This is a genomic window from Wolbachia endosymbiont (group A) of Sphaerophoria taeniata, assembly GCF_947250735.1.
Taxonomy (GTDB): domain Bacteria; phylum Pseudomonadota; class Alphaproteobacteria; order Rickettsiales; family Anaplasmataceae; genus Wolbachia.
Map to the genome: position 1 here is coordinate 1233187 of NZ_OX366344.1, position 24448 is coordinate 1257634.

The following is a 24448-nucleotide window of genomic DNA, read 5'->3' on the forward strand; positions in this document are numbered from 1 at the left end:
CAAAACTTCATCTACATCTAGATTTTTATCTAAATAAGCTGAACGCGCTTACAAAGCGTTACAAGACATCAAAAAATGCCAATACTCGACAAAGATAGTAAAAGACCAGCTAACTCGGGGATTCTTTGTCTTTTTTTCTGCTTGGTAAATTTCTTAAACATTTGCAGCGTAGGTTAGTTGCAATTAAAAGCAGCTTAATCTCGCTTGTCAAGCGTTTAAAACATAAAAAACGCCAATATTTTAAAGCGGATAATAACCACGGGGCTTCTTTTGCCTTTTTTTTGTTTGGTAAATTCCTTAATATTTATAGCTAACATGAACAAACATTTGAGAGTAACTTCCGCTAGTAGAATGATAATTTAATAATAACTAGATTATCATCATTCGTCAATAGTTTATGACTAAATTAATGTTTATATTAAGATAATACACGACAAGTAATAGCCATAATATTTATAGTTACTTTTCAAGCATGTATTGAAATATCTCATTAGCCATAGCAACATCTTGGCGCGGGGCTTTGCCGTGTTCTATAAACACAGAGATTGCGTAGCGCGGGTTATGGTAGGGACCATAAGCGATAAATAACTTATGACTTTCACCCTTAGAGTTTATCTCTGGTGTACCGGTTTTGCCGGCAATTTGTATGCCGCTTAGCCCTTTTCTATAGTTAGAATTCACCACGTCAAACATAGCTTTTCGAATTATGCTAAAATGCTCATAATCTACATCAATGTCAGGGAAATTTTGCACTGTATTACTCATTTCAATGTGGGGAATTACCTCTTTTCCTGTTGCAATCCTCGCTGCAAGAACTGCAAGCTGCAGTGGTGTTGTAAGCAAATACCCTTGTCCTATAACTAAGTTGATAGTGTCACCTAAATACCACTGCGAATATAGTTTTCGTGCGCGCCAATCTCTATCGGGCAACAATCCCGGAGCTTCTTCCTTAAACGTTCCAATCAGCGACCCACCGCCAATACCAAATTTTCTGGCCATTTCCACCAGAGAGTCTACACTTATTTTTTTTCCTATGTTATAAAAGTAAGTGTTGCATGATAATGCCATTGCCTCATTTAAAGATACATACCCATGGACTTTGCTTTTCAGGCAACGAAATTTCCGCTCACCTATTTTCATATAGCCCTTACACGAGAATTTCTCTTCTGGTGTTATTATCCCGTCTTTTAAACCCGCAAGCGCAACTATTACTTTAAATATTGAACCAGGTGGAATTTGATACGACAATGCACGATTCACAAGTGGTAATGAAGGAGCATTCAAGCTTTCCCAAGTCTCATTTGATAGTCTACTTGCAAAAAGATTATTATCGTAAGAAGGTGAATTATATAGTGCTAAAATTTCTCCGTTACTTACATCAATTACCACTGCGGAGCCTTGGTGATCTTTAAATACCTTTGCGATTTTCTCTTGCAGATTAATATCAATTGTTAGCTGTACATCTTGTCCGTCTTGTTGTGGTATGCTTGATAATTCTTTTATGACGCGTTTTTTAGAATTTATTTCCTGCTCAGATTTTCCTGACTTGCCTTTCAATATATGATCATATGTATATTCAATACCGCTGATTCCTACTTCGTTTATGCCTTGCTGTCTTTTTGTATATCCGATTACATGAGAACATATTGAACCAAACGGGTAATAACGTTTATAAAGAGCAGTTACTTTTGTTTCTGACGATCTTGCTATTTTAGACTCGACTTCTGATAATGTTTGCAAATCGACCTCCTCACCAGAAGTTTTTTGCCCATCAAACAGAACAACATACGAAATTTTGTTTACCGCAAGTTCAGTGCTATTCCTATCTAAAATTTTGCCCCGCTGAGGCATAATAGTAGCGACTCTTATTCTATTACTATTAGATAGTGCTTCGTACTTTTGTCTGTTTCGTATTTGTAAATTATATAACCTATAGCTAAAAATAGCGGAAATGGTAAGCTGAATACCACCTAATATGAATGCTCTGCGGTTAAAGACTTTGTTTTTTGTCCACATAACATTCCTTCAAAACGCACTTTTTCCCCCTCTTTTATTGTTACACTTCTGGCTTTTACCGTATTACAAACCCTTTCCTCCCACTCACTTAAGGTAACAAACTTGTAACCCGATTTTTTTAGTATTTTAATAATATGAGGTAAAGCTTCAATTGTGTTTGATCTGTTATTGTGATCATGAAACAGTATAACTGCCCCATTATGTACATTACTTAAAACTCTTTCAACTAAAGCTTCTGGTTTATCACCTTGCCAATCTAGCGAATCAACTGTCCATAATATCGAATACATATCCAATTTATTAGTATTTTCAATCAGATTATTGTCATGACATCCATATGGCGGGCGAAACCATTTTACATCTTGTTTTATTGCATTTTTAATTGCTGTATTTGTCTTTTCCAATTCTTGCAATTGTTCCTCACTTGAAAGTGATGTCAACTTCCTATGCGACCAAGAGTGATTGCCTAACTCATGACCTGCTTCATGGATTTTCTTTACTATCTCATATGTTTTTTTATTTATACGTTCACCAAGCACAAAAAACGTTGCTTTTGCTTCATAGCTTTCCAGAACATTAATAATATCGTTTACTCTATTGTTGGAAGGCCCATCATCAAACGTAAGCGCAACAAACTTATCGTCGTTATTCAACAATTTTTTTATATTACTTAAATTTCTATATGATAGATCCAGATTACAACTGAGCCCACAGTATGGTAAATTAAAATTACAATCACCACAGAAAGCCGTGCTTGAGTATAGCAAAAGAAAAGTTATTATCCTTATAAACATTTTATAATCAGCAAAGTGATAGGATACTATGCACTTTTTTGCTAAGTTAAGCCATCTTTAATTGCTGTAGCCTTTACTTCATCACTTCTTTAATATATTATATTAACAATTTTATATAATATATTATGATTGCAAATATAAATACCGTTGCGCTTCAGGGAATTAGCACAGTAAATGTCAATGCACAAATTCATATGGCAAATGGTATTCCAGCTTTTAATATTGTTGGATTGCCGGATAAAACTGTTGCGGAATCCAAAGAGCGCATCAGAGCAGCGTTAAATTCAATCAATCTACTACTACCTCCAAAAAGAATTACAGTTAATCTCTCCCCTGCGGATTTGCTGAAAGAAGGTAGTCATTATGACTTGGCTATTGCTATTGGACTACTTGTTGTAATGAATGTGATACCAGTTGAAAAAGTTCAGTCTTATATAATCATGGGTGAACTGGCTCTTGATGGCAGAGTTATTCCAGTTTCAGGAGTGCTGCCAACAGCAATTAATGCAAAAAAGGCAAATAAAGGAGTAATTTGCCCAAGGGGAAATGGAGTAGAGGCTTCATGGGTAAAGAATGTTTCAATTCTAGCTATAGAGAAATTAACTGATATTATCAGACACTTTAAGGGTGAGCAATTAATTCAGCCAGTAATTTTTAATTATAGTGATGCACCCAAAGAAAAAAGATTGGTTCCCGATATGAAGGATATCAAAGGCCAAGTTGTTGCAAAAAGAGCAGCTGAAATTGCAGCAGCAGGTGGGCATAATATGCTTCTTGTTGGCCCTCCTGGTACTGGAAAATCAATGCTTGCTAAGCGCTTTATAGGATTGCTGCCTGATTTGACCGAACAGGAGATGATTGATGTTAATATTATTTCCAGCATAACAAAAACTGGTAATGAAATATTCAAAGTAACTCGTCCCTTTCGTGAACCTCATCATTCATGCTCTATGCCAGCAATGATAGGGGGAGGAAAGAATGCAAAACCTGGAGAAATCACTATGGCTCACAATGGCGTGTTATTCCTTGATGAGCTACCTGAATTTCCAAGACTTGTGCTTGATTCTCTGCGCCAACCACTTGAAGATAGAAAAGTTACCGTTGCAAGGGCAAATGCTCACATAACCTACCCTGCAAATTTTCAACTGATTGCTGCGATGAACCCCTGCAGATGTGGTTACTTGGGGGATGCAAGTAGATCGTGCAACAAAGCTCCAAAGTGTGGCACAGATTATAAAAACAAAATATCAGGACCATTGCTTGATAGAATAGACATATGCATTGAAATGCCAAACGTTAGCATACTCTCTCCTGAAATCTCTGTGGAGGGAGAAAGTACTAAAATCATAAGAGAAAGAGTGATAGCAGCAAGAAAAGTTCAAACTGAGCGTTATAGTAAATTGAATGTTCGTTGTAACGCAGAAGTAAGCGGTGAAGCATTTAATAAATTTACTGAACCAGATCAGGCAGGGTTAGAATTGCTAAAATACGTACTGAAAGAAAATTACATTTCCAATCGAGGCTACACACGCGTATTAAAAGTTGCAAGAACCATTGCAGATCTTGCAAAAAGTGAAGAAGTAAAAAGAGCACACATTGCTGAAGCGCTGAATTACAGAATAAGGATATATTAAAAAATTAGTTTACTTGACAGACAATTTGTTTCATTATATACTGCCCTTAATGAAATTTTAACATTCTATTTAAGGAGTAGAGTTATGGCATTAACAAAATATAATTACGAACAAGAAGATAGTGTTTTTCGCGCTATTTTAGAGGGATATAAAAACCCTGATAATAAACACTGGGGAGTTACAGGTGCTGCTGGTGGGCTTGGTCAGTATATTAAGAATAATAAGTTAAGAACAGCATTATTTCCGCTTGCAGTTGCAAGTGTTGTCTTTACAGCAATGCATATGAAAGCAGGCTTTGTTAGTGCAGCAGAAGCTTCTGGGTTTCTTGCTAAGACTGCCAGCTACTTTGTTGGGACAAATCAAGCAATAGCTGCTTCATTACCTGGATTTATCGGAACAGGTGTTGCTGGTCAGATAGTTGCAGGTGCCATAATGGCAATTGCTGCAGCTGCTGTTCTTTATGGAACATATCAAGTTGCCTCAAAATTAAAAGATGTTGTGGTTGAAGCACGTGAAGGAAAAGGAAAAACTATATAATAACTTCAACAAAACAAAAAGTGATAGGTTTCTGTCCCTTTTTGTAAACATTTTCTATTTTCTATTTTTTTTTGAAGTAATATCATCCAAAAATCTAGTAATTATAAAATAGCACTTATTAGTATAAATATTAAGAATAAGTAAATCCCGTTTACTGTTTACGCCTATAGAAGTGAAAAGTATTTGCATATTATTAAAAAAGCGGTAACTTACTATCAAGTGAATTCGCTAAATTTGAGTAATTTAAATGTCTATTGATCTTAGTCTGCCGGAGTTACCTATATTACACCCAAGGATTACCGTTGTGGGAGTGGGTGGTGCTGGTGGAAATGCTGTGAATAACATGATCCAATCTAATTTGCAAGGAGTGAATTTTGTTGTCGCAAATACCGACGCTCAAGCACTAGAAAAGTCGTTATGTGATAAAAAAATTCAGCTTGGCATTAATTTAACTAAGGGTCTTGGTGCTGGTGCTTTGCCTGATGTTGGGAAAGGTGCAGCAGAAGAATCAATCGATGAAATTATGGAGCATATAAAAGATAGTCATATGCTTTTCATCACAGCAGGAATGGGCGGTGGTACTGGAACCGGTGCAGCACCGGTAATTGCAAAAGCAGCCAGAGAAGCAAGAGCTGCAGTTAAGGATAGAGCGCCAAAAGAAAAAAAGATATTGACTGTTGGAGTTGTAACTAAACCGTTCGGTTTTGAAGGTGTGCGCCGCATGCGCATTGCAGAGCTTGGACTTGAAGAACTGCAAAAATACGTGGATACACTTATTGTCATTCCAAATCAGAATTTATTTAGAATTGCAAATGAAAAAACTACATTTTCTGATGCATTTAAACTTGCTGATAATGTTCTGCATATTGGCATCAGAGGAGTAACTGACTTGATGGTCATGCCAGGGCTTATTAATCTTGACTTCGCTGATATAGAAACAGTAATGAGCGAGATGGGCAAAGCGATGATCGGCACCGGAGAGGCAGAAGGAGAAGATAGAGCAATTAGTGCTGCGGAAGCTGCAATATCCAATCCATTGCTTGACAATGTATCAATGAAAGGTGCGCAAGGAATATTAATTAACATTACTGGTGGCGGAGATATGACTCTGTTTGAAGTTGATGCTGCAACCAATAGAGTGCGTGAAGAAGTAGATGAAAATGCAAATATAATATTTGGTGCTACTTTTGATCAAGCGATGGAGGGAAGAGTTAGAGTTTCTGTTCTTGCAACTGGCATTGATGGTCGCAATAATAAGTCAGAAACTTCACCTATAAGTCAGAGCGAAGACTCAGAGAAAGAGAAATTTAAGTGGCCCTATAGTCACAGTGAAAGTACGCAAGACAAAACACTGGAAACAAAACCAACTGAACAGGTAAGCGAAGGAGCTAAATGGGGCAGCAATGTTTATGATATACCGGCTTATTTAAGAAGAAAAAAATAATGCAACTTTGGCTACTCAAGTCAGAGCCAAGTGAATATTCATGGCAAAAAATGGAAAAGGAGCAGGTAGTTGAGTGGGATGGCGTGCGCAATTATCAAGCTCAAAATTACATGAAAATTATGAAAGTAAGCGATCTTGCGTTTTTTTATCATACAGGTAAAGAGAAAGCAATACTTGGAATCGTTGAAGTATTTAAAGAGTATTATCATATTAATTATCCCAAGTTCGGATTAGTGAATGTAAAGTTTTTGAAACCTTTAAATAACCAAGTAACGTTAAATAATATAAAACAAAACCCACTTTTGAAAAATATGTCTATATTAAAACAACCACGTTTATCAATTGCCCCAGTTTCGGAAATTGAATGGAATGAAGTAATAAGGATGAGTGAATGTTAGAAGTAAATATTCTTGACAAGAAATGGTGCAGCGTTATAGAAAATCCTAAAAATTTTGTATTAGGTGTCATCAATGCTTCTCTAAAAGAATTAAAAATAGACCACTATAAACCAAATATATCAATAGCTCTGGCTGATGATGACTTGCTACATCAACTTAATTTAAAATTTAGAGAAATGGATAAGCCAACTAACGTACTATCATTTCCGTGTGAACAATTGTCTAATGAGTGCGATTTAGGAGACATAGCAATTTCAATAGACACAATAAAAAGAGAATCGCATGAGTATTGTATACCTATTCTTGCTCACATTGCACACATGTTAGTGCATGGATTACTGCATTTACTTGGTCATGATCACCAAAAAAAAGATGAAGAAATTATAATGAAAAATCTAGAAAGAGAAATTTTAGCTTCGCTTGGCTACAATATGTGCGCGATTTAAAAGGAATTTAATAAAAATATAGTAGATGATAATAAAATATGTTATCTACAAAGGGTTTTAGCTATAAACAATAAAAGGTAAGTGATATGGTTCAGTTTTCTTTGCCAAAGAATTCTAAAATTAATCAAAAGGGCAAAATTTATCCTATTCCTGCTAGAGCAAAAAACATCAGAAGATTTCAAATTTACCGTTGGTCTGCTGATGACGAGAAAAACCCTAGAATAGACACATTTTTTATTGATATGGATAGTTGTGGCCCTATGGTACTTGATGCATTAATAAAAATAAAGGATGAAATAGATTCGACTTTAACTTTCAGACGTTCTTGTAGAGAAGGCATATGTGGATCTTGTGCCATGAATATTGACGGAACCAATACTCTTGCATGTACTAGATCTATACACGATATAAAAGGTGATGTAAAAATATATCCATTACCTCACATGTATGTGATAAAGGACCTAGTCTCGGACTTGAGCCAATTTTATGAGCAATACAAATCAATTAAACCTTGGTTACAAGCAGATAAGCCTGCCCTACCAAATAAAGAATACTCTCAATCTCCTGAAGATAGAAAAAAATTAGATGGCTTGTCCGACTGTATATTATGTGCTTGCTGTTCGACTGGTTGCCCAAGCTACTGGTGGAATAGTGATAAATTTTTAGGACCAGCAATACTATTACAAGCCTACAGATGGATTGCTGACAGCCGTGATAATAAGACAGGTGAAAGACTTGATGTTTTAAACGACCCATTCAAGTTGTATCGTTGTCATACAATAATGAATTGCACAAAAACTTGTCCTAAAGGACTTAATCCAGCAAGAGCAATAGCGAAAGTAAAACAGCTCATGGTAGAGAAAGAAGGAGTTTAAGTATCATCTTTTGCATTCTTCGTAAGAGAACAGCAAACCTTCCGAAGCGTAGGGTATTGTTAATACCCTGAATGCTTTTCCATTCGTGAAATGCATCGTATCATCATACGATGCAAATAATTTTTTGAATAACTCATGTCTTTGGTTACTAATAGTTTGAAAATCCTCTTTTTCTAAAAGCTTTTTAGATTCGAAGAGGTAAAGCATAACTTCATGATAAGTTGGGTAAGATGCCAAAAATTTTGGGTCAAATTGAAAGGTTTTTATGAAAGCATTATTATAAAATTTTAGCTTTTGATTCTTACTATATATTACTATAGCAACCGGCAACCTCTCAAGCAAATTTTTCTGTGTAGCTAAATAACTGTTTAATTCAGTATATAATTTCTCTGCATCACTAACATCTTTCCCATACATTACTATGCTACCAGAACCTTGTATTGGAATTTTAACAAAATCGAAAACCTTAGGTTCGTTCTTGTAAGTTACGACATGCCTTCCTGGTTTTGTGCTATGAGCGCTACTGGTAATAGCAAATTTCTTAGAGCCATCTACATATTTATCATAAAACAAATTATAAAATTCTACCTTTCTATTCTTGTTATATTTTAGTATTGGAAATGGTAAAGAGTTGAAAACATTTTTATAGCTCTCCACTTCTTGTGTAAGCTTACTATTTTCTAGCTCAAGTCCGTGAGCTTTTATTTTACAGTCTGAGACATTCCTTATCCATAACAGCACACCAATCACATTGTTAGAATCATCTATTATGCTTCTACCATAACATATGCAATAAACCTCACTGTCTTTTGACTTTAAATCTAGAGTAAAAGATTTATTTATTTCCTTTGCCTCAGCAAAATTTTTAATTAAACTGTCTGATTGCTCAAAAAAATTCACAAACTCATTAAATGAGTAAAAAACAGTATTAAGCAAAATTAGTAAGTTGGGAGAGAACTTTTCTATACGCTTTTTTGCATCCCAAATATAAAACCCATCATTCACAGTATCAATTAAATTATTTATGATAACATTTCGATGTTGTAAGTTCTTAATCTTATTACTAATTTTTAATTTAGAATAAGAGAGAAAGAATAATATTAGAATCAATATTAAAACCACTTCATACAAAAAAAACATAGCACTTCTAAAACAGATGTAAAAACTTGTAACCGCTCAGAATTATGCTGAAGAGTTATATAAGTAAAGATTGCCTAACATCTGAAAGCCCAATCTCTTATAAAGGTTTACAGAAGGTTTCATACAATGTGCTACTATATATTTGCATTCAAGCTGTTTAGCTATCTTTATTCTTTCTAAAACCATTTGGGTACCTATTCCACGATTCCTGTAAATTGGTAAAACTCCATCACTATAAAAACCAGCTACACTGTCTTGAACATAAAGACCGCATGTCCCAATAATTTCACTATTTAGTGTTACAAGAAAAAATCTTAATCTTGAGTTTTTATCATCATAATTTGATAATCCGCGAAAAAATGTGCTGACAATTCCAACTCCATGATAAAAAATTTTAGAAGTGTGTAAATCTAACTGTTCTAAGAGGTCGCTACCATTTACAGCATTTAACCTCAAATTTGGAATAACATCAGCAGGTAAAAAGTAATTTTTCATATTAAGTAAAGCTTTTTTTGGTGTGCTAACGTGTTTTATTTCACACTTTTCTAAAATATCTCTTATTTTCATATGTGAATTTATTACCCATGTTGCTTCTATATCTCTTGTTCTGAGATAATCTAGAGTTTTTTGTATAGAAAGCTCGGTACATTGATCTCCACAGAACACAAAATTAAATAATGACTCCCTAGTACCATTTATTGTAAATGTAACGTTATCAAATTCATCGTGTACTTCCCACTCAGATAAATTCGCTGTGTACAGTATATAATCCTTTAAATTTTGAACAATTAAGCTTGAATAATAAATTTTTTTATCCTGCATACATCAACAATAAACAATAAAAGGCTCCTATAAGAACACAGGCTAAAATTGCAGCTATAATGTCATCTAGCATAACACCTAAAGGACCTTTGGTATTTTTATCGATCAAATTTATAGGCCACGTTTTTATTATATCAAAAAACCTAAAAGAAAAAAAGCACAACAACAATGAAGAGCAATTCATCTCTTGGCTTAACAATATCGAAACTAAAAGTATTGTCAGCAATTGACCAACTACTTCGTCAATTACTACCTCTTTTGGATCACATGAAGTCTTGTAGTGTTTTATATAATTGCCTATAGACCATAGTCCAATCAAAAATAAAAAAAAAATAATTGCTGCACCTAAAATTCTGTCACTCAGTATCACAGGAACAATTGGATAAGAAGCTAAGCTGCCTACGGTACCTGGCATTTTTTTTACTGTGCCAGACAGCCACCATGTTGATATCAATTTATATAAAAATTTCACAATACACCAAAGTACAAAACTAATTTACAAGAACAGAAATAGTATCCTCTATAGAGGCGCTTTCATACAATAATCTATAGACCGCTTCACATATAGGCATTTTTATCTTTAGCTTTCTTGCTAAATTAAATATGGGCTCAGCAGTGCTAAAACCTTCAATCACTGACTTGCCTTCTGACAAAATCTGCTGAACATTAAAGCCATTGTCACTATTACCTATTTTAAACCCAAAAGATAGGTTTCTTGAATTCAAGGATGTGCATGTCATAATTAGGTCACCCAGACATGCCGGTCCAAGTAGTGTATTTATATCCATATTACCGTTACCAACTTTTGCTGAGTATAAAGCCTTAATTTCGCTTACACTTTTCGTAATCAATGCTGCATGAGCATTAAACCCAAGTTTACTACCTAGAACAATCCCACACGCTATAGCAAAAACGTTCTTTAACGCTGCACAAACCTGTATCCCTATAACATCGCTACTAAGTCGTAATTTAACATTTTCTTGCTGTAGTTCTGATACTAGCTTTGAACCCAATATGTTATTTCGGCATGCAAGAACCATTGAATAGGGTAATTTTCTTGCAACTTCTACAGCAAAACTAGGGCCTGAAAAAATAGCAATAGGATTGTTAGGTAAAACTTCATTTACTATTTCACTAGGTAATTTTAATGTAGACTTTTCTATTCCCTTACAAGCTAAAATTATTGCTACATCTTTTTTCAGATTACAATTATGCAATTGCTGACATACCTCCCTCAGAGATTGAGTGGGAACAGCGAGGATTGTTACTGAAGCATTAATTGTGTCTTCAATAGCCAATTTTACTGACACATTATCAGAAATTCGACAACCGGGTAGCTTGTCACTTTCTCTTTTCCCGTTGATTGATTCAAATGTAGTTTCATTGCGAGTCCACAAAATCACATCTTTCTTACTACCTAATGAAATTGCGATTGCTGTACCCCATGCACCAGCACCTAAAATTGATATTGCCACACAATATTCCTGAAAGTATTACTTATACTTTAAAACAGTAGGATAAGTAAATTAAAAATATAACACAGACATATAGAATAGTTAAATATTTATTAACCGAAGTATTCTTTTAATAATAGTAACTTTAATTCAATATTTACTAAAAATATTATTACTACCATGGTATATCTATTATATTTTAGATCTATTTATATAACTTTGGAACAATATATTTATTATTAATTAATAAGTGTAATTTTGATCATTTGTTAATAAAAATTTGATTTATTACTTTCCTTAGTTATATATATTACTAAAATTATAAATTATTTATGGGGTGTAAAATATGCGTATATTATTAATCGAAGATGATCAAGTAAGTGCAAAGACTGTGGTTAATGCCTTAACTTCTGATGGACACTTCTGTGACGTTGTTACTTCTGCACAAGATTATAACAATAATATGGTTTCCTCAAACGGAGATTACTATGACCTAGTTATTTTAGATATACACTTGCCTGGTGATATTGACGGATATGATATATTGTTAAGACTAAGAAGTGCAAAAATCAAAGTTCCTGTCTTAATACTTTCATGTATATCCGCTGTCAATCACAAAGCTAAAGGGCTTGGGTATGGTGCAGATGATTACTTAACCAAGCCATTTCATAAAAGCGAGTTATTAGCTCGAATTAAGGCCATAGTGCGTCGTACTAAAGGCCATCCTGAATCGGTGATAAAGATTGGTAATATAAATATCAATTTTGATCACAGGATTGTTGAGGTGAAAGGTAAAACGGTTCACCTTACTAATAAAGAGTATTCTATGATAGAATTGCTAGCACTGCGTAAAGGAACAGTACTAACAAAAGAAATGTTCTTAAATCATCTTTACAATGGCTTGGATGAACCTTCAGATAACAAGATAGTTGATGTTTTTATGTGCAAATTACGTAAGAAACTTGAAAGTGCAAATGATGGAAAAAGCCACATAGAAACCGTTTGGGGCAGAGGGTATGTTCTGAAAGAGTATATTGATGATGAAGAATATTCTAATGTTAATGTAGGCGAAAGTAGTGATGGCTATCAAGCAGAACAAGTGAAGGACAACGCATGAAATGCCTACACTTAAATATAGCATGGCTTATACCGCACGTATCATGTGACGCCTAGGTGAAATATAAGCCGAGTTCTGTTTATGTAGCTATTTATCTGGAGTAAATGTTACCATTTACCTCATGCGATTTACCCGAGTAGATATGAGAAAAACATAAAATCTACTTCTATTTAATCTTGCTCCTAGTGTTGGTTACTCGACTACCAATGTTGCCATTGCCATGGTGTGCTCTTACCACGCCTTTTCACCCTTACCTAAAATATTTTAGGCGGTAATTTTCTGTAGCCCTATAACTGGAGTTGCCTCCGGCGGGCGTTACCCGTCACTATTTTTCCTTGGAGCCCGGACTTTCCTCTGCTATGTTTATCACACAACAGCAGCTACTTATTTCACCCAGGAATTATACTTTAACATGAAAATCACAAAAGCAAAAGACAATTTCCTAACAGTCTACATATTAAAAACATTCAGACAAATAGCTAAAGGTGATATTCCGGCACATCATCGCTATCCCAAGATAAGCTTTTTTCACTTTTAGACTCCGCTTCAGTTAGTCAAGAGCTTGGTCCACCGCCTGAAGACGATGAGCTACTTCTTGACCTACTACTACTTTCTACCGATATACTGTCTAGCATTGTTTCAGATTGATACGTAGTTTGTATAGATATGTTATTATCACTGCTTGTTCTGCTATGGGTGAAAAAAATTTCTTCATTGCTGCTATTTGAATGCGATTCCAAATCAGCTAATTCTAACACATGAGCAGCATTATAATAACCGTGATATTTCTTAATACATTTATATGCTATAAATCCTATAATTCCAGCAATACCTATTGTTCCAATCAAAGATCCTCCTATCATTCCTGCCCTATTAGACCCTATAGCAAGTTGAGTAGGCTGTGGTGAAGAAGTAGGTTGAGGAAGTAAAGTCGTGGTAAATATAGGAGTTGTTGACTCTTTTGTTCTAGTACTTGGTATACTAAATACTGTTTGTATAGTTTTCTCTGAGTTTATTATTGGCACACTAGTTGACGTTGTAGCAACCGTGGTCACTTGTGAAGTAGTAGTTGTTTTTGCTACTGTTGTTGGCTTCACTGTTACTGTACTTGTTTGAGTCGTTGACTCCGTTGAAGGTTTACTCATTGTAGAAGTAGGTGTAACGGCTTCTGTTGTTGGCTCCACTGTTACTGTACTTGTTTGAGTCGTTGACTCTGTTGAAGGTTTACTTATTGTAGAAGTAGGTGCAACGGTAGTTGATGCTTCTGTTGTTAATTTGGTAGTCTTTACAGTGTCGGTTTCTGTTGTGCTAGTAATTGCAGCAGTCAGCGTTTTCTTAGAAGTCACAACCGTTTCTGTAATAGTTACAGGAGCCACGGTACTACTAGAAATGATATCAGGTGTCAATCGACCATTAATGATATCAACAAAATCACTGAGAGTTTTGATACTACTTGCCGGTATTATTGTTACCTTAGAAGGTTTTTCAAATCTCTGATGATTGAAAATTGCGATGTTTTCTTCACTTATTGCAGTTACAATAAAACTGTCTTGACCATTGTCTTTAACGTACAATTGCTCTATAGAATCTGCAAATTCGCAAATAGTAAAGTTCGATTTTGATCCATTCTTAACAAGACTTGTTAAATGTAACGTTTGTTTATCAGACAACCGGTCTTCTGCAAGAAAGGCAACTAGATCATTGCCTTCAGTTCGCTTTACATACTGCAAAAAGCTTATTTCATATTCTCTGGAAAGAGATAGTGCTTTATTATCTATCTAACATCTCTTACTAAGCAAACATTCATCTTTCTTGCCACTTTTTAGATCCTTAACCACTTTAGCCATATCGAACTTAAAAATATTTGTTCTTACTTCTTGATTTTCAATACTATTTTTTCTCACTTGCGAATAAAGTATCGTATTTTCATCTAGTACTAATTGCCCTGGATTATCAAATTTGAATAATTTTCTTTCTATAAGACCGTTTTTTTCACGCAAAACCTTAAATTTTCCATTTGTGTCTGATTGTAAATACCAAGAAACTAAAGTTTGATCCTTTAAGTTATGAGCAATTACAATAACATTACCATTACCAACTTTTACTGCTTTTGGTTGAAAGTAACTATTGTCTTCATTTGCAAGACTATCTCTATTAATGTTCTTGTATAATTTTACTTTTCCTACGTATTCAACTAAGGGAACATTAATTGAATGCTTGATTTCGTAAGTGTTGAATGTTAAGCCTTTGATGCATTTTTCTTTTTTGTTAATTTCTTCTGTAGGAAAGATAACTCCAACTTTATCTGTTTCAGCTGAATCTTCTATTAATGTGAGAGACAATTGATCTTTGAATTCATTTACTACGCTGACATTTGTACCCCATTCGTATGTTTTTGATTGATATAATGGACTAATAAGTAATTTTACTTTACTGCTCCCATTACCATTATCTTGATAGCTAAGTCCATAAGCGACTCCATCTCCTTCAATCAACCCTACGTTTGCTGGGTTAAAACCTACCGCTTCTTTAACTTCCGGTGTATTTGAGTTGATCCCGAGCAATCTTCCTAATATAGACATAATTTTATTTAAAATATTAATAAAATGCTATTATGATTACTCCTGTGTGTTAATATCAATGAAAATTTTAACTAAAATTAAAAAATTAACGTCTTTATTTTATACTAAAAAGTAAGTATAGGCTCGAAAATGGCTAAGAAGTTTTATAGATGAAAGGAAGGTGGAGTTCTCAAAACCCTATAATCTATATTTAAAGGTAAATTTTTATTCGTTATGTCTTATGCAGATTCCGCTAACAAGTAGCGGAATCTTAAGTTTTGGCTAAATTTCTTTTTTACTCCCTAATAGGGCTTCTGCCTTTAGCTCATCTATAATTGTTTGAACCTCAGGAAGCTCCTTATGTTTTTCGTGATCTGATACATATTCTCCCTTCTTGTTGGAGGCTTTATATTCATGTTCTTGATAAAGTGAGTATAGAAATCCAACTCCAAAGATAACAATTGCTGCAAGTGCCATGTATTCAAGTGGTTTTTGCACTTTTTCTCTTAGATCGAAATATCGAGATAGCAGAATGAGAGCACAAGATCCTATTACTACTGCACCAGAACCAATTTTGTTGTACATGAAATACTTTTCATTGTAACTTTGTTCGTAATTTCTGTAAATAGTTGTGGAATGCTTTTGAAGATTTTCTTTATCTAGTGATGTGAGAAAATTTTTAAATTTCTCTTCACCAGTTTCTTTTATCCATAAATTTAATTGTTTACTCATAGTTTAACCTCATATTAATAAATATAGTTTATTATACACAACATTTATAATAAATGTCAAGGATAGTGTATTTATAAATAATATACTATAATTTCTTAAGCATTTTTTTAAAGTAGTTAGCTGTAGCTAAAATAATTGAGATTTACTAAAACAAACTTATGAAACAATTGAAGTTAGCGCATGATCAGATTTTTTAACTGGATCCTATGGCCAAGCCAAAAGAATTTACAAGTTGGGCAGTATGGGTAGTATGATACTGCAAAATGCTATTTCTCAAAAAACCAACAATTGCAATCATTGGTTCTACAGGTATAATCTGTAAAGTTTACACGAGTCTCATGAATGATAGAAAAAGAAGAGCAGTTTAGTTTTACATCAGAAAACCTTAAGAAAGCGGAAAAGTTTATAGAGATGTATCCCAAAGGTAGAGAAGGTAGTGCTGTCATGCCTTTACTATACCTGGTTCAAGAGCAATGCGGATGGGTTTCTGAATCTGCTATGCGTTATGTTGCTGATATGCTGCATATTCCACATATTCGTGTATATGAAGTGGCAAATTTTTACACCATGTATAATTTAAAACCAGTAGGCAAATATCTAATACAAATTTGTAGAACAACTCCTTGCTGGTTGTGCAATAGTGAAGAAGTTTTAAATACCTTTAAAAAAAAACTTGGAATCAATATCGGTGAGACTACTAAAGATAATTTGTTCACTTTAAAAGAAGTTGAATGCCTAGGTGCATGCGTTAATGCTCCTGTTGTGCAGATCAATAATGACTTCTATGAAAATCTTACTCCTGAGAAAGTAGAAAACATCATAACAGAACTTTCAGGCAAATAGATGAAAGAAGAATTTGCATTCAAGATAATCAAGCAATCAGGTTCTGCAAAAGTTGGAACAATTAAAACTCCAAATGGAAGCGTAGAAACACCAGCTTTTATATTCTGTGCAACAAAAGCTGCAATTAAAGCTGCAGATATCGAGAGAATTAGTGAAGCAGGTACTCAGATAATACTTTCCAACACCTATCACCTAATGCTCCAACCAGGGGAAGATACCGTAGCAAAACTTGGTGGTTTGCACAAGATGATGGGATGGAGTGGACCAATGCTCACTGATTCTGGTGGATACCAGATATTTAGCTTAGGGCACGGATCAGTTTCGGAAGAGATAAAAGGAATAAGAAAAAAACAAAAAACTCTGATCAAAATTAATGAGGATGGGGCAATTTTTCGTTCTTACATTAATGGTAAAACTTATTGCTTGACTCCTGAAAAGTCTATACAAATTCAACAGAAACTAGGTGCAGATTTAGTCTTAGTCTTAGATGAATGTACTCCATTTCACATAAGCAAAGAATACACAGCAAAATCAATGCTCATGAGCCACAAATGGGCTGAACGTTCTTTAAATGAATTTGAAAAAAACAATAATGGCAAGCAGGCACTGTATGGAATTAGTCAAGGCGGAGTATATCAAGATTTACGTAGAGAAAGTTGTAATTTTATTAACGATTTGCCATTTTTTGGTCAAGCAATAGGTGGATCACTTGGTCAAAGTAAAGAGCAGATGTACGATGTAGTTTCTTTCACTATGGACCATCTGAAAAAAGATAGGCCTACTCATTTGCTTGGTATTGGTGGAATTGTGGACATCTTTCGCGGAGTTAGTCTTGGAATTGATACGTTTGATTGCGTGCATCCAACCCGTTTAGCAAGGCATGGTGGTGCGCTTATTAAAGTAAAAAATAGAGATTCTATTTCTTCAAAGTGCAAAGAGCATATTAATTTGCGAAATCAACAATTCGAGCTGGACAATAACCCAATTGAAAGTGACTGCTTATGTTTTACCTGCAGAAAGCATTCAAGAGCTTATATACACCATTTACTGAAAGCTAAAGAGCTCCTGGCTTACACACTCGTTACCATTCATAACGTTTTCTTCATGAATAAGTTAATGGCATCTATAAGGCAGGCAATATTGGATGATAGGCTAGATCAAGAGAAAAATAATTGGATTAGTGAAATACCATTGCACTTTGATTTGGCCTCTCTTTAAGTCTTTTCTTTATGCCGTTGATTTTTACTTCTTGTTATATTTACTTTATTTATCACACTATTAATTAGAAAGGTTATAATAAATAATTAATCTATTAATGTTAGTCTCTACCCGTATGATTTGTAAGGATTAGAGGTGAAGATATGGCTAAAGGAAATAATACCCTATTAATATTTGATTTTGATAACACTATTACTAATGGACACATGCATAATATTTTCTCCGGTAAACACTCCGGGTTCAAAAAAAGTGATTTCAATTCTGGTGCAGAATATGCAGTGAAAGATACTGATATAGGAAATTTTCTAAAGAATACAGGCGGAGTAAAAAATAAGGAGACATTAAAATCTGTGTTGCAATCTGCACTTTCAAATGGAGTGAAAGTTAATATCGCATCGTATACAGGATATTCAGACGCTGTGAGAAGGGTTGTAGAGAATCATTTGGGTTTATCTAAAGAACAAGCAGGCGGTATTTCTGTATTTGGTGGGTTTCCAGGAGATTATGATAATGAGCTTCCAAAAGGTCTCAAAGAACAAAAAAATCAAGTTGGAAAAAATTTACACATCTGTAAGGCAATTGTGGAGTATAAGGATAAACATGGTGAGTTGCCAAAAACTGTCATGCTAGTTGATGATGATGTAAAAAATATTCAAAAGATTAATGAGTTTGTTGCATCAATGAGTAAAAGAGAGGAATGGCTTGAAAAAAATGGGCTGAGTATTGAAGAGATACAAAAAATCAAATTTGAAGGTGCGCGAGTGCCTAAAGAGGATAAAAATGTTGGTTATCTAGAAAGAATACAGGAGTTTGTCAATGCTAACTTAGTGCAAGAACCAATTTATGAAAATTTGAAGAAGGAAGAACCTATATACCAAAATCTTCAAGATATTCAGAGATCATTGTCTGAAACGGTACCAAAAGAACCTATATATCAGAACAATGAAAATCGACCACCATTGCCTCCTAAAAAAAGGAAATCAAGTGATGGTATGGTTGCTGATGGTGAGAATAAAAAACAAGATATTAAGGACATGTCGTCATCCGAAACACACGCAAACCCAACACGCTCAAAACGTCATGCAATGATGCTTGACCCTCAGCAAATAGAATCTATACACCAGAATGCTGAAGAGTTATCACCAGGTAAAAAATACGCACATATTCAAATCGTTTCCTTAGCACAAGAATTCAAGGCAATCAAAGCTTTTTTTAAAGATTGTGCTCAAGAAATAATAGATGCCATTTGCAATTTATTTAAAAGAGAAGTGGCAACAAAAATTGAAGGGCAGGGCTATAATGTAAGTAGTAAGCAAGGAAGTAGTGAAATTACTGTCAAAGGAAGTAAGCCAATAGATGCTTCAAGAATAAACAAAGATATTATTGTCGAGTCCTTAGCTCAAATAATCGAGAAAAAAGAGAAAATCAAAGATCTTAACAATAATTATAAAGATGATCAGCTAGGGCGAGAGATATCGAAATTATTGAACGCTGGTTCGCAAAAGGAAAATATAAACTCAAACTATAATGATGGAGAGCCTATATTCCAGACTCGTGAAGAGGCATCGAATTATCCTCCGCAAAAGAAAGACATAAACTCAAACTCTGTGAGAGGAAACTATAATGATGGAGAGTCTATATTTCAGACCGTTCAAGAAGCACGGAACTATCATCGGCAAAAGAAAGGTATAGACTCAAACCCTGTAAGCAAAAAACCACTTGCACCACCAGTACCTCCTAAAAATTATACGGAAAAAGTTACGCAAAATAGAAATAATAATATTATTGAAAGAGGAGGTCGAAGATTCGTATAATTTCTTGCATATCCGGTTCATGGAACATTGTTTCAACTTACACTTCTTTAATCACTGTGCTAAATTATATTGTAAAGCAGCCAAATCAATATAATAGAATGCGCTAAGCTTTAAGCATAGAAACCACTTTATCGTAACTTGGCAATGATTTAATTTCTCCAATTGCAGCTAGAGTGGTTTTTTCATGCTGAGATAACAATTCTTTTGCTGCTTTTTTTACGTTAGCAGTGGTAACTGCACTAATTTTTTCTATTAATTCATTTTTACTGATGTACCTATTATAGTTACCATAGTAGTGCCCCAATGTTTCAGCGCGTGAGCTAACACTTTCGCGTGACATTAAAATTTGGGATTTTATTCGCTCTTTCACTCTATTTACTTCTTCTTCCCTCAGATTATCTGTAGACAACTTCTTCAACTCTGTCGTCATAGATTTTAAAAGCTTATCTAAGTTACTACTATCTGTGCCAGCAAAAATGGAAAACATCCCTGTATCAGTGTAGCTGGAATTAAATGAATAAACAGAGTAAGCTAATCCCTGCTTTTCCCTTACTTCCTGGAACAGACGTGATGACATTCCGCTCCCTAATATAGAATCAAGCACTTGAAACGTGTGATATTTATCGTCATGGCGAGAAACACTAGGTAGACCAATTAGCAAGTGTACCTGATCTAATTTACGATGTTCTAAATACTCACCACCAGTACAGCTCGCATTTTGGCTTTTTTTCAGCTTTTTAGAATGAATCTTTGAGAGAAAATCTTTGGTTAATGCAATAACTTCTTCATGTTCAACATTTCCTGCAACGGTAAATAGCATATTCTCGCCAAAGTAATGTTCATTTATGTAATTATCTAGATCTCCTCGAGTAAAAGATTTTACAGTATCTTGCGTGCCTAAGATTGACCTGCCAAAAGGTTGATCTTTATAAGCTGCCTCAAAATATTTATCGAAAACAATGTCACTTGGTGAATCATTAGTTTGAAAAATCTCTTGTATTACAACGCCCTTCTCACGTTCCAATTCATCTTCTGGAAATGTTGAATTCATCAATATATCTATTAATATATCAATACCAGTTTTTATGTCTTTCTTGAGGACTTTTGCATAATAGATGGTGCTTTCCCTACCGGTGCTGGCGTTGAAAACCCCACCTATGTCGTCAAAAGCTTTTGCAATTTCAAACGCAGTTCTTGTCTTCGTTCCTTTGAAAGCCATGTGTTCTAGAAAATGGGATATTCCATTTTGATTTGCACTTTCTGCTCTACTGCCAACACCAACTCGTATGCTTAAAGCTACGGAATCAACATCACGCACCTGCTCAGTTATTATGCGCAGACCATTATCTAATTTTGTTACCTGAGGTGTATTCATCTTATGTATTCTTTTTTAAATTTTCTTCTGCAAAATCCCAATTAATCAAATGTTCAAGGAAAACTTTTATGTAGTCAATTCTACGATTTTGACAATCTAAATAATAGGCGTGCTCCCAGACATCCATAGTGAGTAATGGAACTTGGCCATAAATTAATGGCAAATCTGCATTTGGAGTTTTGGTGATTTTGAGCTTTCCTTTTTCGAGCACTAACCATACCCATCCACTACCAAATTGGCTTACTCCATGATTGGCAAATTCCCCACAAAACTTATCAAAACCACCGATATCATCTTGAATTTTTTTTGCCAGAAAACCATCATCTTTAGGTTTACCACCACCATTCTTCTTCATTGAATTCCAATAAAAAGTGTGGTTCCAAACTTGCGCTGCGTTATTAAATATGGGAACTTTATCGCTATTACCATGCACTTTTGTTATTATTTCCTCAATTTTCACATGTTGATAATCTGTATTTTCAACCAGCTCGTTGAGTTTATTTAAATATCCTTTATGGTGCTTATCATAATGAAAATCTAAGGTTTTTGCAGATATGTAAGGCTCTAAAGCTGTTTTATCATATGGCAATTCAGATAAAGTAAAACTCATGACAATCTCCTTATTTTCGACTTACTGGAATGGTATGGTAATATGTGTTTTTGTGCAACATATAATTAATAGCTAAAACATTAGGTATCTATTGCATTATTCTAAATTATACTACAATAATAATTATTATATAAGCCATAGAAACGGATTAAATACAAAAACTTCCTTGACAAACTCCGCCACCTCCCTTATCATGGTACTGAAGGTATTCAGTTATCTTCATCTGTGCAGATTAAACAGCAAAAAAAACAACGTACTTGGCGTCTTATTTTTAATTTTTCGCACTATGTGCACCTTATGTCTTCACAACATTTCTAGGTTTTTACCTACACAAGCTGAAACGCGCTTACAAGTCGTTTAAGACAGTATAGTACGCCAATTTGCAGGATTAGAGAGTGACAACTAGCTAACGCGGGGTTTCTTTTGCCTTTTTTTCTGCTTAGTAAATTTCTTAATGCTTATAATTTAGATTAGTTGCGGCTTAAAAGCAGCTAAATTGCAGTGTTTTAGACTTAAAAAACGCCAAATACTGAAAATAGACAATGACTAGGGCTTCTTTTGCCTTTTTTTTCGTTTGGTAAATTTCTTAATATTTGTGGCTAAAAGAGCCCAAGAGAGGTCAGTGCTCCTTTTTTTGTCATCTCAGCACCTTCTTCTGTCATCCAAGTAGCTAACACTGGGATCTAGCCTTTATTATTTGGTTGAAATTAAGTCTTCTGGATCCCAGTGTCTGGGCACTGGGATGACACTCTTTTGGATGGAAACCAGTGTCAGCCTACTTGGATGCATCCCACCATGTCATTCCAGCGCGTGACGCTGGAATCCAGTTTTCTTTACAAATTCACCAAAAGTGTTTCATTCTATAACGTAAAACCCATACTCACCAAACCCAATGCATTACTTGCAATTAAGTTTCCTGGATCCCAGTGTCTGGGCACTGGGATGACAAGAAGAGGGCACTGGGATGACAGAAGAAGGTACTGCCGTCTTGGATGGAAACCAGTGTCAGCTACTTGGATGACATCTTTCAACATTATATCATGAACAAAATCAACTTTTTAAAATTCATTGAACTGTGCTTTCAAACGGTAGTGCCAGGGTGTGAATATAATGATTATCAATATATAAAAGTCATAGCAGATAGGCTAGAAGCAGCGAGCGTTGGTGAAGTGAGGCGAATAATATTCAATATGCCTCCGCGTTCAATGAAGTCCATGTGCGCTAGTGTTGCGTGGCCCGCATGGATACTGGGAAATCAGCCAACCGCGAGAATAATAGTTGCAAGTTACTCTCGGCTGCTCAGCGAAAAGCACTCGCTTGATACAAGGTGCGTAATGCAATCTGGTTGGTATAAAAAGCTATTTCCAGAAGTAGAACTATCCAAAGATCAGAATACCAAGTACAAATTTCAAACAGTGCAGAGAGGATACAGAATTGCAACGTCCGTTGGAGGAACATTAACCGGTGAAGGTGGAGATTTCATCATCGTGGACGATCCGCTCAGTTCTGCTCAAGCTTTGAGCGAAATGTTTAGAAAGCGTGCCACAAACTGGTTTGATCAGACTCTAGTAACCAGGCTTAACGACAGAAAAAAAGGAGTAATCGTTCTTGTGATGCACAGGCTACATCAGGAAGATTTGACCGTACACCTTCTCTCCAAACCGAAAAACATATGGCATCACATTTGTTTGCCAATGATATCTGAAAATAAGGAGATCATTTATTCAATCAAAAAGCCAGCGCTTCCTGTTCCTGTCGTCCAAGTAACTGCAACCAGGCGGTTGTATAATACAACAGCATCATGCGCTGCACCTGCAATAATATTATATTCAAGAGAAGAAGGTCAGTTGCTATATCCCCTCTATGGCGGAAAAGAAGAAGTTGAGATGATAAAGGTTGAACTTGGGAGCTATGCTTTTGCTGCTCAATATCAACAAAACCCTCTACCACTTTCAAGTGGTATAATTAAACGAGAGTGGCTAAAGCGCTATAGAAATTTTCCTGATAATCTCTCATATGTAACTCAAAGTTGGGACACTGCGGTTTCAATAAGCGATTCTAGCAACTTTAGCGTCTGCACCACCTGGACAAAAGTGGGCAATAAATTCTATTTACTCGATGTATATCGCGCAAAGCTTGAGTATCCAAAACTTAAAGAGCAAGTCCTGTCACTAGCTGCAAGGTGGAAGCCACATGCAATTTTAATCGAAGCAAAAACGAGTGGTCAGCAATTGGTGCAAGAGCTAAAAGCGAACAGTGATTTACCCATTATCGAAATAGTGCCACATAGCGGTAAACTTGCTCGATTCTACCAAATTGTTCCAATAATAGAGACTGGTAAGGTTTTTCTGCCACACCAAGCAGTATGGCTCAACGATTTTGAGTATGAAATTTTAATATTTCCAGAAACCCGCCACGACGATCAAGTAGACAGCACTGTGCAATACCTCCACTGGATGAGAGATAGCAGCTCTCGGGTCGCAGCTATACGGACATTGTGATTTAAGAGACAATAAGAGCGTATTTAAGCTTGATTATTCACTTATTTAAAATAAATATTGATTTCTTATTATAATTATATAGTAATTGAATATATTATTTAAGATTAGAAGTAAAAG

General features: G+C 35.0%; 23 protein-coding genes and 1 other RNA gene. 12 read left to right on the top strand and 12 right to left on the bottom strand.

Features of this window, described 5'->3' with window-relative positions; translation table 11 throughout:
* Positions 1 to 459: 459 nt before the first annotated feature.
* Positions 460 to 2016, bottom strand: coding sequence for a penicillin-binding transpeptidase domain-containing protein (locus OOK84_RS06075; protein WP_264731604.1), 1557 nt, complete (start codon positions 2014 to 2016; stop codon positions 460 to 462).
* On the bottom strand, positions 1971 to 2810 hold the full coding sequence (locus tag OOK84_RS06080) for a polysaccharide deacetylase family protein (protein WP_319803083.1): 840 nt from the start codon (positions 2808 to 2810) through the stop codon (positions 1971 to 1973). The genes OOK84_RS06075 and OOK84_RS06080 overlap by 46 nt, the downstream gene beginning before the upstream one ends.
* A 125-nt stretch (positions 2811 to 2935) precedes the next feature.
* Here OOK84_RS06080 and OOK84_RS06085 point away from each other — a divergent pair, with 125 nt between their 5' ends.
* From OOK84_RS06085 to OOK84_RS06110, 6 genes are all read left to right on the top strand, one after another.
* Positions 2936 to 4444, top strand: a complete 1509-nt coding sequence (locus OOK84_RS06085) for a YifB family Mg chelatase-like AAA ATPase (RefSeq protein ID WP_264731608.1) — start codon at positions 2936 to 2938, stop codon at positions 4442 to 4444.
* 84 nt (positions 4445 to 4528) lie between these two features.
* Positions 4529 to 4981 (top strand): hypothetical protein, encoded by a 453-nt coding sequence (locus OOK84_RS06090; protein ID WP_264731610.1) that lies wholly within the window; start codon positions 4529 to 4531, stop codon positions 4979 to 4981.
* 247 nt (positions 4982 to 5228) lie between these two features.
* Complete coding sequence (gene ftsZ, locus OOK84_RS06095) at positions 5229 to 6425, top strand: cell division protein FtsZ (RefSeq protein WP_264731612.1); 1197 nt, start codon at positions 5229 to 5231, stop codon at positions 6423 to 6425.
* The gene (locus OOK84_RS06100; RefSeq protein ID WP_264731614.1) at positions 6425 to 6823 is read left to right on the top strand and encodes an EVE domain-containing protein; all 399 of its coding nucleotides are present in this window, start codon (positions 6425 to 6427) and stop codon (positions 6821 to 6823) included. Before ftsZ ends, OOK84_RS06100 begins: the two co-directional genes overlap by 1 nt.
* Entirely contained in the window at positions 6817 to 7269 is a 453-nt protein-coding gene (gene ybeY, locus OOK84_RS06105; RefSeq protein WP_264731615.1) for an rRNA maturation RNase YbeY, read from the top strand. The genes OOK84_RS06100 and ybeY overlap by 7 nt, the downstream gene beginning before the upstream one ends.
* An 86-nt stretch (positions 7270 to 7355) precedes the next feature.
* Positions 7356 to 8144 carry a succinate dehydrogenase iron-sulfur subunit gene (locus OOK84_RS06110; protein WP_253309311.1) on the top strand — a complete coding sequence of 263 codons (789 nt, stop codon included), beginning with the start codon at positions 7356 to 7358 and terminating at the stop codon, positions 8142 to 8144.
* 3 nt (positions 8145 to 8147) lie between these two features.
* On the opposite strand, the gene OOK84_RS06115 is transcribed toward OOK84_RS06110, so the two are convergent.
* From OOK84_RS06115 to OOK84_RS06130, 4 genes are read right to left on the bottom strand one after another with little or no spacing between them, the layout of a single operon-like run.
* Entirely contained in the window at positions 8148 to 9284 is a 1137-nt protein-coding gene (locus OOK84_RS06115; RefSeq protein ID WP_264731617.1) for a hypothetical protein, read from the bottom strand.
* Positions 9285 to 9326: 42 nt separating this feature from the next.
* Positions 9327 to 10106, bottom strand: coding sequence for a GNAT family N-acetyltransferase (locus OOK84_RS06120; protein ID WP_253309312.1), 780 nt, complete (start codon positions 10104 to 10106; stop codon positions 9327 to 9329).
* Positions 10096 to 10578, bottom strand: coding sequence for a phosphatidylglycerophosphatase A family protein (locus tag OOK84_RS06125; RefSeq protein WP_264731620.1), 483 nt, complete (start codon positions 10576 to 10578; stop codon positions 10096 to 10098). The genes OOK84_RS06120 and OOK84_RS06125 overlap by 11 nt, the downstream gene beginning before the upstream one ends.
* A gap of 19 nt (positions 10579 to 10597) precedes the next feature.
* Positions 10598 to 11581, bottom strand: a complete 984-nt coding sequence (locus OOK84_RS06130; protein WP_264731622.1) for an NAD(P)H-dependent glycerol-3-phosphate dehydrogenase — start codon at positions 11579 to 11581, stop codon at positions 10598 to 10600.
* A 325-nt stretch (positions 11582 to 11906) separates the two neighbouring features.
* Here OOK84_RS06130 and OOK84_RS06135 point away from each other — a divergent pair, with 325 nt between their 5' ends.
* Complete coding sequence (locus tag OOK84_RS06135) at positions 11907 to 12677, top strand: response regulator transcription factor (protein WP_096616586.1); 771 nt, start codon at positions 11907 to 11909, stop codon at positions 12675 to 12677.
* Positions 12678 to 12726: 49 nt separating this feature from the next.
* On the opposite strand, the gene rnpB is transcribed toward OOK84_RS06135, so the two are convergent.
* The 4 genes from rnpB to OOK84_RS06155 all read right to left on the bottom strand — a co-directional run bounded on the left by rnpB (position 12727) and on the right by OOK84_RS06155 (position 15970).
* Positions 12727 to 13073: RNase P RNA component class A (rnpB, locus tag OOK84_RS06140), an RNA gene on the bottom strand.
* A gap of 158 nt (positions 13074 to 13231) precedes the next feature.
* Positions 13232 to 14407 (bottom strand): hypothetical protein, encoded by a 1176-nt coding sequence (locus OOK84_RS06145; protein ID WP_264731623.1) that lies wholly within the window; start codon positions 14405 to 14407, stop codon positions 13232 to 13234.
* A 48-nt stretch (positions 14408 to 14455) separates the two neighbouring features.
* Positions 14456 to 15259, bottom strand: a complete 804-nt coding sequence (locus OOK84_RS06150; protein ID WP_264731625.1) for a hypothetical protein — start codon at positions 15257 to 15259, stop codon at positions 14456 to 14458.
* Positions 15260 to 15520: 261 nt separating this feature from the next.
* A complete protein-coding gene (locus OOK84_RS06155; protein WP_264731627.1) occupies positions 15521 to 15970 on the bottom strand; it encodes a hypothetical protein in 450 nt (149 codons plus the stop codon).
* Positions 15971 to 16312: 342 nt separating this feature from the next.
* Between OOK84_RS06155 and nuoE the strand changes: the two genes are divergently transcribed.
* The 3 genes from nuoE (at position 16313) to OOK84_RS06170 (ending at position 19845) form a co-directional block, all read left to right on the top strand.
* Entirely contained in the window at positions 16313 to 16813 is a 501-nt protein-coding gene (gene nuoE / locus OOK84_RS06160) for an NADH-quinone oxidoreductase subunit NuoE (RefSeq protein WP_264731629.1), read from the top strand.
* Positions 16814 to 18031, top strand: a complete 1218-nt coding sequence (gene tgt, locus OOK84_RS06165) for a tRNA guanosine(34) transglycosylase Tgt (RefSeq protein WP_264731631.1) — start codon at positions 16814 to 16816, stop codon at positions 18029 to 18031.
* A gap of 143 nt (positions 18032 to 18174) precedes the next feature.
* A complete protein-coding gene (locus OOK84_RS06170; protein ID WP_264731633.1) occupies positions 18175 to 19845 on the top strand; it encodes a hypothetical protein in 1671 nt (556 codons plus the stop codon).
* Positions 19846 to 19948: 103 nt separating this feature from the next.
* On the opposite strand, the gene OOK84_RS06175 is transcribed toward OOK84_RS06170, so the two are convergent.
* Positions 19949 to 21220, bottom strand: a complete 1272-nt coding sequence (locus OOK84_RS06175) for a M16 family metallopeptidase (protein ID WP_264731634.1) — start codon at positions 21218 to 21220, stop codon at positions 19949 to 19951.
* A 1-nt stretch (position 21221) separates the two neighbouring features.
* Complete coding sequence (locus tag OOK84_RS06180) at positions 21222 to 21830, bottom strand: superoxide dismutase (RefSeq protein ID WP_264731636.1); 609 nt, start codon at positions 21828 to 21830, stop codon at positions 21222 to 21224.
* 726 nt (positions 21831 to 22556) lie between these two features.
* On the opposite strand from OOK84_RS06180, the gene OOK84_RS06185 reads away from it, so the two are divergent.
* Positions 22557 to 22874: a hypothetical protein gene (locus OOK84_RS06185; RefSeq protein WP_264731638.1), complete on the top strand. Its 318-nt coding sequence runs from the start codon at positions 22557 to 22559 to the stop codon at positions 22872 to 22874.
* Positions 22871 to 24331 carry a phage terminase large subunit gene (terL, locus tag OOK84_RS06190; protein ID WP_264732593.1) on the top strand — a complete coding sequence of 487 codons (1461 nt, stop codon included), beginning with the start codon at positions 22871 to 22873 and terminating at the stop codon, positions 24329 to 24331. The genes OOK84_RS06185 and terL overlap by 4 nt, the downstream gene beginning before the upstream one ends.
* Positions 24332 to 24448: the final 117 nt, after the last annotated feature.

Excerpts from the sequence above, each read along its gene's own strand:
- OOK84_RS06075 (WP_264731604.1), bottom strand. The coding sequence starts at position 2,016 with ATGTGGACAAAAAACAAAGTCTTTAACCGCAGAGCATTCATATTAGGT.
- OOK84_RS06080 (WP_319803083.1), bottom strand. The coding sequence starts at position 2,810 with ATGTTTATAAGGATAATAACTTTTCTTTTGCTATACTCAAGCACGGCT.
- OOK84_RS06085 (WP_264731608.1), top strand. The coding sequence starts at position 2,936 with ATGATTGCAAATATAAATACCGTTGCGCTTCAGGGAATTAGCACAGTA.
- OOK84_RS06090 (WP_264731610.1), top strand. The coding sequence starts at position 4,529 with ATGGCATTAACAAAATATAATTACGAACAAGAAGATAGTGTTTTTCGC.
- ftsZ (WP_264731612.1), top strand. The coding sequence starts at position 5,229 with ATGTCTATTGATCTTAGTCTGCCGGAGTTACCTATATTACACCCAAGG.
- OOK84_RS06100 (WP_264731614.1), top strand. The coding sequence starts at position 6,425 with ATGCAACTTTGGCTACTCAAGTCAGAGCCAAGTGAATATTCATGGCAA.
- ybeY (WP_264731615.1), top strand. The coding sequence starts at position 6,817 with ATGTTAGAAGTAAATATTCTTGACAAGAAATGGTGCAGCGTTATAGAA.
- OOK84_RS06110 (WP_253309311.1), top strand. The coding sequence starts at position 7,356 with ATGGTTCAGTTTTCTTTGCCAAAGAATTCTAAAATTAATCAAAAGGGC.
- OOK84_RS06115 (WP_264731617.1), bottom strand. The coding sequence starts at position 9,284 with ATGTTTTTTTTGTATGAAGTGGTTTTAATATTGATTCTAATATTATTC.
- OOK84_RS06120 (WP_253309312.1), bottom strand. The coding sequence starts at position 10,106 with ATGCAGGATAAAAAAATTTATTATTCAAGCTTAATTGTTCAAAATTTA.
- OOK84_RS06135 (WP_096616586.1), top strand. The coding sequence starts at position 11,907 with ATGCGTATATTATTAATCGAAGATGATCAAGTAAGTGCAAAGACTGTG.
- OOK84_RS06150 (WP_264731625.1), bottom strand. The coding sequence starts at position 15,259 with ATGTCTATATTAGGAAGATTGCTCGGGATCAACTCAAATACACCGGAA.
- OOK84_RS06155 (WP_264731627.1), bottom strand. The coding sequence starts at position 15,970 with ATGAGTAAACAATTAAATTTATGGATAAAAGAAACTGGTGAAGAGAAA.
- nuoE (WP_264731629.1), top strand. The coding sequence starts at position 16,313 with ATGATAGAAAAAGAAGAGCAGTTTAGTTTTACATCAGAAAACCTTAAG.
- tgt (WP_264731631.1), top strand. The coding sequence starts at position 16,814 with ATGAAAGAAGAATTTGCATTCAAGATAATCAAGCAATCAGGTTCTGCA.
- OOK84_RS06170 (WP_264731633.1), top strand. The coding sequence starts at position 18,175 with ATGGCTAAAGGAAATAATACCCTATTAATATTTGATTTTGATAACACT.
- OOK84_RS06175 (WP_264731634.1), bottom strand. The coding sequence starts at position 21,220 with ATGAATACACCTCAGGTAACAAAATTAGATAATGGTCTGCGCATAATA.
- OOK84_RS06180 (WP_264731636.1), bottom strand. The coding sequence starts at position 21,830 with ATGAGTTTTACTTTATCTGAATTGCCATATGATAAAACAGCTTTAGAG.
- terL (WP_264732593.1), top strand. The coding sequence starts at position 22,871 with ATGAACAAAATCAACTTTTTAAAATTCATTGAACTGTGCTTTCAAACG.